Source organism: Erythrobacter sp. RANMB8, assembly GCF_056848235.1.
On sequence record NZ_JBREHG010000001.1, the window covers coordinates 62,115 to 74,093 of the forward strand.

Genomic DNA, 11,979 nt, shown 5'->3' on the forward strand with positions numbered 1-11,979 from the left:
CTCCTGTTTCACCCCGAGATTATCAGCTCCCTTGCCGGAGTCACGCCGCCGCCAGCACGATAATTGAGGGAAACCTCCTCGATCTCGAACCCGGCGAACATCTCTCGCACTTCGGGCCGGTCGTTCAATGACAGGATGAAGCGCCCCTGAAGCCCTCCTAAGACGCCTCTGAGACGCTCGAAATCGGCCCTTGAGAAGATGTCCTTCCCGTAGTCATCCTCGTGCCCCCAGTAGGGCGGATCGCAGTAGAACAGCGTCCCCGGCCTGCTGTCATAGCGCTCGATGCAGGTGCCGAAGTCGAGGCATTCGATCAGCACATCACCAAGCCGCTCGTGCACCGCCTCTAGCATCGGCTCCAGCCTGCTCAGGCTCCAGCGCGGGCGGGCGTAATCGATCCCGAAGGTGCGCCCCATCCCGCCGAAGCTGGCCTTCTGGATGTAGAGGAACCGTGCCGCCCGTTCGAGATCGGTCAGCTGGTCGGCTGGCGTGGCGCGCAGCCGGTCGAAATCAGCCCGGCTGTAGAGCTGGAACTTCAACACATCGAGCAGCTGCTGGTAGTGCCGCTGCAGGATCCGGAACAGCGTCACCACATCACGATTCACATCGTTGATCACCTCCAGCTTCGGCCGCGCCGGGCGGCGGAAGAACACCCCGCCCATGCCAACGAACGGCTCGACATAGCGGGTGTGCGGGATAGCGGCGATGCGTTCACCGATGCGGCGCGAGAGGGAGCGTTTGCCGCCCAGCCAGGGCGCGATCGGCTGGACAGGACGAACAGGTTGCAGTGACATGGACTGGTCTCCTCAAGGGTCGCTCAGGGCGGTCCGAGAAGGGCTCTGTGGCCTCCATGAATTGATCTGGCGGCAGCGGCGGCACTTGACCTCGATCTCGCCTGCAGTGCGCCCTGATCTGCCCGAAACAGCAGGGCGCGGCAAGAACCGCATCTATACTCTTCTTTCATCTGTCGCACCTTAGGCAGGCTCCGCCGCTTGCGGCCGGGGGAGCCGGAAGGGCCGGTCATGACGGCCCCAGGTGCGAGAATCGACCCTCTCGCGGTTCGGGGCGCTGGAACGCCCCGGCCACCCCCGTTTAGGCGGCGGCCAGTTCCTTCTTCAGCTCGTCCTCGTCGAGGCCGGTGTCGATGAAGAACTCGTCGGCCTGCTCGACCGTCAGATAGGCGGCGAACTTCTCGGCGATCTCGGCGTCGGCCTGCACCGCCTTGATCACCGCCTGCCGGTCCAGCTCCACCTTGGTGCGCAGGAAATCCTTGGCCCGCGCCCAGCGCAAGGAGCCGAGCCAGGCGACCACATCGCCCAGCTTCACCCCGCGCTTCGGCTTGACGGCAGGCGGGGTCAGCCTGATGCCGATCTTCGCGCCCGCGACCTCGGCCGATCGCTTGCCCTTGGCGAGCTCGTCCTTCCCGCCCGCTTCCCACCACGCCTTCAGCCCGGCGAACAGCGGCGCGGCCTGCGCCTCCAGCTCTCGCAGATATTCATCGCGCTGGGCCTTGATCCGGTCGATCCCCTCCTCGGCTGCGAGCCGGGTCAGCGCCTTGTCGCGCTCGATCGCGACATATTGGCCGATCATCTGGGTGGCTTCGGTGGCGCTGGCGGGCGCAGGGGCGGCTTCTTGCTTGCGACGGGGCATCGGGGTCTCCCTCAGGCTTTGAAAACATCGAAAAATCAGCTACCAAGGATGGCATGGGTCTAGTCGGGAAATTGATCAGGTGGGCGCGCAGGCTGTTCAGCCACCGCTGCCCTTACGCAGCCGACGATTGCACGCGGGCGCGACCCTGCCTGCAATGCCGCGATGATCAGCAGTGGTGACATCAGACCACCCGCTCGATCGCGCCGATCGCACCGTTGCGGGCGTTGCCGAACAGGTCCACGGGGCAGGCCTCGCTGCCAGCAGGGATGACACCCAGCAGCGGTGACCCGGCAGCGGGCATGTAATTCCCGCCGCCCGTGCCGGTGACCGCAGGGGCGCGGTGGTTGGCGCGGTAATCGACAAAGGCGCTGCGAGCGTCGGGGCCGAGGTAGGCGATAGTCGAGGGCCACGCCTCGCCGGTCCAGGCATTGATGCCCGGCGCGGTGCTGCCATCGCTTGCCGCTTCGAGAAAGCGCACGAAATCCCAGCCAACCCGCCAAGCCACATTCCACGCGTGCAGCCGCGCACCGTTGGCAGGCGCAAAAACATCGATCTTGGTGTTTGCCTCGCGCAGCACCGAACGGCGGAACATCATCAGGCGCTTGAGCTGCTGGCGCGGGTCGCCATCGTCGGTCATTACGAAGGTGTCTTCGTAACCGAAATTGGTGCGCTCGCCGACAACGGTGACATAGTCCGCAAAGAACCGGTCAAACCGGAAATTGCTGCCATCGCCCGAAACGAACAGCGCGGGCTGGGTCGTGCCGAAGCTTTCGATGAGCACGTTCAGCATCGCGATCCCGCTGGCGTTGGCCACATTGCCAAGCCGGATCAGCGCGCCGGTGGTCACGCTGCCGCTCAGACGGAACCCGGCGAACACCTGCCCGGTGTTAGGCAGAATGCGATTGGTGTTCGTCGTCGGGGTCTCCACGATCGAACCAGCGTTGGCAGGCCGGTTCATGCTGACGCCGATATATGCCCAAGGGTTCAGCGTGCCGCGCAGGCTGGCGAAATCCATGTCACGGATAAGCATGATCTCGTTGCGCACATTGGTATAATGCAGGGTGTTGGCCCCCAGCGCGGGCTGATCGGCATCGGTCAGATAAACGAAGCCGCAGCGATAGAGCGCGCTGACCGTGCTGTTCGTCCCCTGACTGTCGATGAAGGGCGAATTGTCGATCCAGATCGCCTGCCCGTAAGTGCCAGTGTTGGTTTCACCGCCGTCAAGGAAGATCGGAACGCCAGTGGTCGATCCGACCAGATCGAGGCCCGCGAACCCGCGCAGGCAGGTGCGCCGTGGGACGGTGCGCAGGTTGCTGCCGGTGTCACGGGCGATGATGCAGTTGTTCGCGCCTGTCACGGGCCGATAAATGCACCAGGTCCCGCCCGCCTCGGCATCATCTGCCGCCGCCTTCAGAAGGCTGAGCGTGTGGGTCGTGTCGCTGAAGCAGATTTCGATGCCGCTCTGGGTGTTGCGGCCATGCGCCGACAGGTTGAGCGCACGCGCCGCCGCCCAGGCACCCGCATCGGTTGCAAACGGGTTGACCGCCGCCGCTGCCTCGCTGACCGTCGAAGCGACGCCGGTGCCGTCATTGCCCGTGACCGGATCGACCACAGCGAACACCTTGGCAAAGGTGCCCGCGTGATTGATCGTGTGCTCGTGATCGGCAAACTGGCCGGAAATCAGCGTGCGACCCTGCGTGTCGAAGGGCGTGTCGCCGATGAACGGATAGGTCCGCCAGCGCTCGATCGCCTGTTCGCCCTGCGTCAGGGGCGTGGTGTCGAGCGCGGCACGGAACACCGGCGATGCGACCGTGTGCTGCGGAAAATAGTCCGATGCGATCATCGCCGTCACGGTCTGCGAAACGGTGATGCCGCTGGTGACCCCGGTCAGATCGCAGCGCGCCGCGGCGATCGTGCGCCCGTCCTGCGGATCGACGCTGCTGCCTGTGATTTCCATGATCGCCGTCGCGCCCAGCAGGCGGAACGGAGGCAGGGCGTTGCGGAAAACGTCCTGTGGATAGGGCTCGATCGACTGGTTGGTAACCGGGAAGTTGATCTGCGGCGGGGCGCTGGTGCCTTCATCGACATACCAGCCAGCGGCCAGCGTCACGGTCGGATCGACGCCCGAATTGCCCGCGCCCGCCTTGGCCTTGGCGAACATCTGCTTGGCCAGCGCGAGGCGATAGGTCGAAACGCCGCCAGCGGTGGTGACATCGTCCTCCGCCGAATTCGGGTGCGGCTTGCGGATGACATCGGTAACGCGGATGCTGCGCTGGCGCACGATCGGTGCGGTGGTCAGCGAGAATCCCAGATCGTGGCTGGTGACCGTAATCGCCGCGAGATTGAAGGAACCGCCAGTGCGGGTCTCGATAATGTCCAGCTCGATCCACCAGCCTGCTTCGTCGATCCGGGCGGCGGTGACCCAGAGCGCTTCAGCTACGGGGCCAACCGGCTCGCTGTCCGTAAAGATGGTGCCGCCAAGGCCGCTGGCGAACGAACGATAAATCAGCATGGCCCCAAGATCGTCGAGGCCGGGCAGATAGGTTGATCCGGTTGCATCCTCGATCGGCACGCCGTCGCGCAGCCACTGGCCAGCGGTCACGTCGCCTCCGATCACGCTTCCTTCGGTCGCTGAAAGGGTTGAGCCAACAGCGGCTGAGCCGCTTACGACAGGCAGCTCGATGAACACAGGCGGAAGAGCATTCGCGAACTGCGCCGACAGGCGCCCGAACCTCTCTGCCTCGCTAGTCGCAGACGGGTTCGGCAACACCTTGAATTCCACAGCCAGTGCAGCTGGCGTGCCCTTCCTGAAGACAATTGTCGGTGAACCAACCTCACAGCACCTTGGCAGCTCATATTGCGAAGGCATGTTGTCAGCATAAGGGGACGGCCCCCTGGCAAGCACAGAAAACTCCGGCAATACGCCCGCACCCACCGAAAGTCCGAGAACCTTCACGCCCGGAACTCCGGGTGAAGATGGAACTGTCAGCACATCGTTTGACCGCAAAATGTAGGAATACTGTTCGAGCGTTAGGTCGATCAGCTCCAGCCTGATCCTCATCTCTTCAGCTTCGACCATCGAAACCGTCGAGGCAGTCTCACCGGCGGGAGGCGGCGGGCTCGTAACTGTCTTGCTGTGAACAGCCTCGACACCTGAATAAGAGGTGCTCCTGGTGCCATTGGTCCCCAGCAGCACCCATCCTTCGCCCGGCGCTTCAGCCACAGAAGGATAGGCGGTGCCAACCGGCGCGATCCAGATGGCGAAAGGTGCGGCAATAATCTCGGCGTGTTGGTTCACAGGTCTCTCCGATGTAATCAAGTGGCGAGGACGGCAGCCTCAAGCACCGTCAGGGTTTCCGTGATCGTTCCTGCTCCGGAGGTTCGGCGAAGCTCGATGGTGAAACTGCGGTTGCCTGCAGTGATGCTGTGGCTACCAGCGAACAGATCACTGAAGTCGCCCGGGCTGATCGCACCGCCCGTCACCAGGTTCTGCGACGGCAGGCTGGTCAAAGTCGTGCCATCGACGCGCAGTCGTGCCTCAAAATCAGCCGTCCCGGTTCCGGAGACCAAGCTGATGGACGACAACCCGATACCTGCCCCGAAGGTAACGCGGCCGGCCGGACAATCATTCAAGGTAAGGCTTAGGATCACCTGCCAGTCATCGTTGTCAGCGGTGCCTGCATTGTTCTGGGCACGGCCGGTTCTGGCACCGCCCCCACCTCCGCTGACCGCCCCGCTGGTATCGACCGGGCCGAGCACCCGGCGGTCACCAGTCACCCCGTCAACAACGTATGAAACAGCCGCATAGAACCGAGCATTTTGGCCAACTGCGATTTCCCGTCTGGTGACGTCGGGGCGGCTCGCCCCCGCCTCGGTCCAAACAGTGGCAACATCCGGAGCCGTCGCGCTTTGCACATATTCGAAAAGCACCAACTGAGCCGAAGGGTCATCAACCGCACCCGTGATGACCAGCAGACCAGAAGCTCCAGCAGCTGCGCTCCAGGCGCTAACATCAGGCGCGGCGATCGCTGGAGGAGGATCTTGGTCTATCGCGATCGACCCGTCATCCAGCGGTGCGGTGTCGGAAAAGACGCTGGCCGAAATCTGGCGCAGGGTCAGCTGGTGGTGCCAGGCACGGTCCGATCCCCAGGCTTCCACGCGGAAGGTCAGGGTCGCTCCTCCGAAGCGCCGGTCGCTCTGCCAGGTCACCCAGTCGCCTTCCTCGATGAAGGCAAAGCGCGGTGGCAGCACCACCTGTGCCCGGCCCCAAAGGCGGCCGAAACGGCGGATCACCTCGGCGATGCGCTGGGCCTGCGGGGCATTGGTGACCAGATCGAGCTGCGGCTGTGCTTCCCTCGGCCCGCCATCGGACACCACATCGGCCAGCTCGCGCCGCACCGGTGCGCCGCGGATGTTCCAGCGCTGGGCGGGATCGACAAAGCGGGCAGCGACGGTGTTGACCCAGCCATCGTCCTGTTGGCCAAGGATGCCCTCGTTCCAGATCACCTTGCTGCCGACCAGCAGATCGCCATCCGTGAAGTGGGCGACAGGAGCCTTGGCCTGACCGGGATCAACCTCGACCGCGCCCTGCGGCTGGCTGATCGTTCCTGCGACCGCCGCGGCGAAATCACTCTCGACATCAATGAACGGCTCGGTCGCGGCGACAACACCGCCGATCCGGTAACGCGCCTGCCCGCCGACCACCTCGTCGCACAGGTTGGCGCGGGGAAAGACGTTGGCGGGCGGCGCTTCGATGTCGGACAGGCCACGCCCGATCAGCAGCATCCCCGGCTCGGCAATCCGGTCTCCGGCGTAGATCCCGCGCTGCCAGTTATGGCGGATGTCGATCGGGTTTTCGGTCCACTCCCAGGTGGCCGGATTGTTCCAGCGATGCGCGCCGCTTCCGCCAACCGTGCTGTCCTTCCTCGGCTGGTAACAGCGCAGGCCGCGCAGCACCCAGCGGAACCGCGGGCGACCGCTCGGCCAGACCGGGTTTTTCGCATCCGAGGCATCGGCCTTGTAAGCCGCCACGACATAGGTGACCCCGCGCCCGCGATCATTCGCGGTCCAGCCCGGCCCGTTGGTGGTCAGGATCGAAGGAACGCTCTGGTCCCAGGTGCCATTGCGGAAGAACACCTGCAGCTGGTTGTTGAAGCCCGCGACATTCCCGTCCCCCGCAAAGGCGACATAGGTGTCATCGACGAAGAAGCCTTCCAGCGCATCGGACCGGTGATCCGCCAGCGCGATCACCAGCACCTCCCAATCGGTGCCGTATTTGCCGCCGTAGTTGAAGGCATCGACCAGCGATCCGGCCACCGCCGCCCGCCCGAACACCGCCTGCCGCGGCTGCTCGCCCAGCTGGAGCTGCGCAGCTGCGGCAGCGCGGCCAGAACCACCGCGTCCACCGCGCCCACCGAGCAGCGAAGCCCCCACACTGGCCGCACCTGCGATTATGGCGAATGTCTTGGCGCTTATTCCGAGAAACGTAATACCCGCCGTAGTTCCGAAAAATGCAAGCCCTCCGGTGGCTACAACCGCCGCCCCGATCGTGGCAGCAATGGAGACTGCGCGGAGGACCCTACTCATCGGCAGGTCCCTTCACCGCCGACCAGGCGATCATCATCGCACTGCGAGGCAGGCGCTCCAGCCCCTTCAGGCCGGGGCCGACCAGCGTATCGCCTTCCACCACCATCAGACGGATGCCGAACAGCCGGTCAGGCAGCCCCGCGATATCGCCACGCTGCGCCATTGCAGGCGGGATGCGGTCAAGCCTGATATCGAGCGCCGCTTCCAGCCCGCCCCGGATATCAGCCTCTAACAGCGCCTCGCGCCTGGTCTTCCAGCGCGGAACACCTGCCAGAATATCCTCGCCCGTTTGCGCCTTCACGCAGGCGGCGGCAAAGCTCACGCAGCAGCGCCCATGCCGCCAGCCAAAGCGGCGGGCCGAGCGCGCCTCGATCACGGCAACAAGGGCGGTGAAATCGCGGCTCATTGCTCGTTCACCTGCGGGAAGCCGCTGCCATTGCCGAACACGCCGCTGCCAAAGCCGCCGCCCACGCCGGGCAGCGCCGATCCGGCCCGCGCCGGACGCCGCCCGCCCCAGTAAAGCGTCTTCTCACCAGCGTATGAGACGTTCTTGAAGAAGCCATCAGCCGGGTCGATCAGGCGCTGGTCGCCATCGCTGCGCATCCGCGCCCCGCGCCGCCCCAGCCCCTTGGCCGCTGTTTCCAGCTGCGCGGTGATCGTGGCCGTGCCGCCGATCTCCTCGTCCCGTTCAAGCGTGTCGAGCCGCCCGCGTGCCCAGATATCGCCATCCAGCAGGGTGTTGCCGGTCTGGTCGAAGATCAGCCGCCACAGGGTCGCAGGCGCGCCCGAAACCTCGGCCGCATCCAGCAGCGCGGCGGTTTCGGGATCGATGCCCGAAAGCCGCAGCGTGATGTTCTGCGCCGCATCGCCCAGCGCCCCGCCAGCCACCTGCACCAGCCCGCGATCGCCGACCGGATCGAAGGTCCGCCCGTCCAGCACCAGCGGATGATGGCCGCCCCAGACCCGCACTGGCGGATCGCAGGCGATTTCCACCGCACCGCTGACAATCGCGGTCCCGGCCTCAAGCGCAGCGAGCGCGGCAGGGGCGAGCGTCTTCATGCGCGCAGATCCTGAATCGCGGTGATCGTCGCGCCCGCCAGAATGCCGCCGCTGCCGATCGGCCCCAGCTGGCTGTCTTCGGGCACCAGCTGCATCACGCAGGCAGGATTATCGAAGTGGGCGATCGCGCCGGATGGCACCACCGCAGGGTTGATCGGCGGTTCGATCATCACCTGCGCCTGTCCGCCGCCCCCTGCGGTTGCAGGCAGCACGGCGCGGGCGATGGTGCGCCGGTCGAAGGTGCCAGCGGGCGATCCCGCCGCATCCCAGCGCAGGCCGATCATGTCGCCGACACTGATCTGGAAGCCCGAAGGCAGGCCGTTCAACGTCATCAGCGCATTGCCGTTGGCGTCGATCGCCTGGCTCCAGCTGGTCGCCGTGCCGGGGAAAGGGCCGCCGCCCGATCCGACCGTGCGGTTGAGCCCGGCAAAGCCGAAGCGGTAGAGCTTCGGGAACCGCCGCTTGGGATCGATCGCGTAGAACCGCCGGATGCGCCCGCGCAGCCGGTCAAAGAACGCCTGCCACAGATCCGCGCTGTCGGGATCGGCCCGGTCGATCTCGAACCGCGCCGCCCACAGCGGCCAGCCTGCCTGCACGCCGCCCTGCCGCCCGCTGGCTTCGGGCGCGCCATAATCAACCCGCTCGATATCGAACCGGACGCGGGCAATGCCGCTGGGGGTTTCGGGCTGGGTCAGGATCATGGCAGCAGCCTCCGGTCTTTGGCTTCGCGCACCGTGGCGACGATGGTGCCGGGCAGTTCCTCGCGCAGCCGCTCCATCTGGGCGTTTACCCGCGCAATCGCGGCAGCATCCGCGCCAGTGGCATCAATGCTGATCGGGATGGTGACGCTGGTGCCGCCCGCGCTGCCAAACATCGCCCGGCTGTCGGAATTGGAAAGGATGCCAAGCCCGCCCGAACCGGCGAAGGCCAGTTCCGGCCCTTCCTCGCCGACGATGCCGAACTTGCCGGTCGGGATCGTTCCGCCTGTGGCAAAGAACCCGGCGAAGGCGCTTTCGAACTTGCCCGCGCTGCCGCTGCCGCTGCCCCCGCCGAACAGACTGCCAAGAAACCCGCCACCGCCGCCGAAGAGGCTGTTGGCCAGCGGCTTGATGATCGCCTGCTGGATCGCGATCCGCAGCAGTGCCGCAATGATCTGGTCGGCCACCCGGTCGAACACATCGCCAAGGCTTTCGGCCCCCATGATCGCCCGCGTCAGCCCGTCATTCAGCGCATCGAGCGCGTCGATCTCGATATCCTCCAACGCCTCGTTGATCTGGCCCGGCGTGGCATTGACCCCGCGCAGGAAGCGTTCGCTGCGGGTCTCGTTCTGGCGGGCGACAGCGGCGCGGCCCGCACCCGCATTGGCGTTGAGGTTGGCAAGCCGCTGGCGCGCCAGATCGCCCTCTCGCTTCTCGATCTCGCCCCGCGCAGCCATGTCGATCACGGTCTGCAGCGCGATCCGCTCCATCTGCACCTGCGCATCGTAAAGCCGCAGCGCGATGTCGCGCCGTTCGGCCTCGGTGTCGGCCAGCTGGCCTGCGATCACCAGTGCCTGTTCCTCGCCCCGGAAACGCTCGGCCGCCAGCGCCTCGGCGTCCCGCGCAAGTTCAAGCCGCTGGTTGAACCGGATTGCCTCCAGCTTGGCATCGGCGAGCCGGTTGGTGGCTGCCTCAAATTCAGCACGCTGGAGATCACTCCACTTCTCTTCTTTTGCCCGCCGCTCGATCTGGGCCAGCGCATCGCGGCGGTCCCATTCGACCCCGCGCTCGGCCAGCTCGGCACGCTCTTCGGCGGTGGTGGCGGTCTGCAACCGGGCGCGCAGGATCTGCTGGGTGATGCCGACCAGATCAGCCTCGAACCGCGCATCGATCGCCGCCCGATCGGGGCCGGAACGGGCACGCGGGGTCCGCTGCGATCCGACGCCCCGCGTGCTGGTGCCATCGTTCCCTGCTCCGAAAACGCGGCGGGCGGCGTCTTGATCGCCGTTCAGTGCAGCGATAGTGTCCCTGAAGATTGCCGTGTTGGCAGAGTTGACTTCCAAGCCGCTGATCGCATCCGCAGCCCGCAAAGCATCGCTTTGCGAAATCATCCCGTTATCCATCCTCAGTTGCAGCTGCTGAAGCACGGCGCTCGCAGGCAACTCGCCGGATCTATATCGCTCGACAAGGTCCATTCCCGTATCGGCCCGCACCACACGCAGACCGCCCATCGTTCCTTGGACCCGCAGGTCGCCGAGCCCGCCCTGACTGATTGAACGCAGTTCGTTGCGTGCCTCAGCCTCCCCCCGCATCGACTCCACCAATCCGGCCATCGCCTTCGCACGAGCAAGCGCCAGCAGGGCCTGTGACTGGGTGTTGATCTTACCGGTGGTGCGGTCGATCACGTCGCCAAGAATGCCTTGTGCATCGCCCAGCTTGTCGGTCGCGAACTCGACACCCTTCAGCGCATCTTCGGCCTCGAAGAGTGAGCCGATAAACGGGGCAAGCACGATGGTCGCAGCGGTAAACGCCATGCCCCAAGGCCCGCCGAGAAAGGCCGCCACCCGGCTTGTCCCGCCGCTCATCATCTGCACGGCCTGGGTCACCTGCCCGATCTGGCTAGCGAAGATCTGCGTCGGACGAGCGCCTAGCGAATACATCGTGGCGATATCGCCGATCTGGAAGCTCAGCTGCTGCATCCCGGCGCGCTGCTGGCCGGCCGATTGGGTCACCCGCTGGCTCGCCGCCTCGAACCCGGCCCCCATCGTCTGCGCGCTGCGTCCGGTGGCGACCATCTCGCTCGCCAGCCTCGCGGAACTGCCGCTGGTCTTGTCCAGCGTGCTGCCCAGCTTCTGGGCGCGCCCTTCGGCCTGCGCGACACCCTGGTTGAACCCGGCATCGACAGTGCGGATTTCAAGCAGCGCCTCGCCAAGCCGCTCAGCCATGATCCGGCTCCTTGTTGCCCAGCCAAGTCGCCAGATCGGGGATGGTCACAGCCTCGCCATCCGCCGCGCTCACCGCGATGCCCATTGCCGCCAGATCGGCGGGATCGGCCTTGACCGGCTGGGGCAGCGGCGCGCCTGCGGCCTTGCGCTCCAGCTCGGCGAAGAACCGCTCGCGGTCCATCGCATCGCCCGCGCCTGCGGCAATCGCCGCCCGGTTGATCCCGGCCAGCGTTTCTTGTGCCTGCAGGCGCGGCATCATTTTGACGAAGGCTCTGACCAGCCCGGCAGGAATCGCCGCCAGCCAGTCCTGCGGCCGTCCGCCGTAGAACCGCTGGAGCCGGGGGATGACATCGCCCCAGTCAACATCGCTGCCCATGCGGGAAGCTCGCCCGTCGCTGCTGCCATCGCTCCTGCCACCTTCAGCTTCGATCGCAGCAGGAGCCCGGTAAAAAGGTCCACGATTGCCCATTGCTGGGAACCGGGCAGCGTGGCGAACAGATCATCCGAAGCGCCGACGCAGATCTTGCGGGCGACGGTGGAGACAAGCTCTTCCAGCTCCTTCTCCGCCGCCTCGCCGGTTTCTGCGGTCAGCGCCTCGATCCGCCGCCCCCAGATGCCGAAGCGGTGACTTTCGATCACGCTCAGCTCTTCGGGGTTGAGGATATCGACCCGCGTGCCGTCGATGGTGATGAAGGGCCGCTCGACGAGGGTATCGAGATCGAGCAGCGCCTTCCCGCCGGGATTGCCGGTTGCCTGCGTCATGC

At 65.7% G+C, this 11,979-nt stretch carries 10 protein-coding genes; all 10 read right to left on the bottom strand.

Going from position 1 to position 11,979, the window contains the following annotated elements; all coding sequences use genetic code 11:
• Positions 1 to 8: 8 nt before the first annotated feature.
• On the bottom strand, positions 9 to 791 hold the full coding sequence (locus ACU0AG_RS00330; protein ID WP_482780261.1) for a DNA adenine methylase: 783 nt from the start codon (positions 789 to 791) through the stop codon (positions 9 to 11).
• Positions 792 to 1,089: 298 nt separating this feature from the next.
• Positions 1,090 to 1,647 carry a host-nuclease inhibitor Gam family protein gene (locus ACU0AG_RS00335; protein WP_482780262.1) on the bottom strand — a complete coding sequence of 186 codons (558 nt, stop codon included), beginning with the start codon at positions 1,645 to 1,647 and terminating at the stop codon, positions 1,090 to 1,092.
• 181 nt (positions 1,648 to 1,828) lie between these two features.
• Entirely contained in the window at positions 1,829 to 4,264 is a 2,436-nt protein-coding gene (locus ACU0AG_RS00340) for a hypothetical protein (RefSeq protein WP_482780263.1), read from the bottom strand.
• A 698-nt stretch (positions 4,265 to 4,962) separates the two neighbouring features.
• Entirely contained in the window at positions 4,963 to 7,080 is a 2,118-nt protein-coding gene (locus ACU0AG_RS00345; RefSeq protein ID WP_482780264.1) for a phage tail protein, read from the bottom strand.
• A gap of 145 nt (positions 7,081 to 7,225) precedes the next feature.
• Positions 7,226 to 7,639 carry a DUF6950 family protein gene (locus ACU0AG_RS00350; RefSeq protein ID WP_482780265.1) on the bottom strand — a complete coding sequence of 138 codons (414 nt, stop codon included), beginning with the start codon at positions 7,637 to 7,639 and terminating at the stop codon, positions 7,226 to 7,228.
• Entirely contained in the window at positions 7,636 to 8,292 is a 657-nt protein-coding gene (locus ACU0AG_RS00355; RefSeq protein WP_482780266.1) for a hypothetical protein, read from the bottom strand. Before ACU0AG_RS00355 ends, ACU0AG_RS00350 begins: the two co-directional genes overlap by 4 nt.
• Positions 8,289 to 8,993, bottom strand: a complete 705-nt coding sequence (locus tag ACU0AG_RS00360) for a hypothetical protein (protein WP_482780267.1) — start codon at positions 8,991 to 8,993, stop codon at positions 8,289 to 8,291. Before ACU0AG_RS00360 ends, ACU0AG_RS00355 begins: the two co-directional genes overlap by 4 nt.
• Positions 8,990 to 11,215 (bottom strand): phage tail tape measure family protein, encoded by a 2,226-nt coding sequence (locus tag ACU0AG_RS00365; protein WP_482780268.1) that lies wholly within the window; start codon positions 11,213 to 11,215, stop codon positions 8,990 to 8,992. The genes ACU0AG_RS00360 and ACU0AG_RS00365 overlap by 4 nt, the downstream gene beginning before the upstream one ends.
• Positions 11,208 to 11,474 carry a hypothetical protein gene (locus ACU0AG_RS00370; protein ID WP_482780269.1) on the bottom strand — a complete coding sequence of 89 codons (267 nt, stop codon included), beginning with the start codon at positions 11,472 to 11,474 and terminating at the stop codon, positions 11,208 to 11,210. The genes ACU0AG_RS00365 and ACU0AG_RS00370 overlap by 8 nt, the downstream gene beginning before the upstream one ends.
• Complete coding sequence (locus ACU0AG_RS00375; protein WP_482780270.1) at positions 11,471 to 11,977, bottom strand: hypothetical protein; 507 nt, start codon at positions 11,975 to 11,977, stop codon at positions 11,471 to 11,473. Before ACU0AG_RS00375 ends, ACU0AG_RS00370 begins: the two co-directional genes overlap by 4 nt.
• Positions 11,978 to 11,979 lie beyond the last annotated feature (2 nt).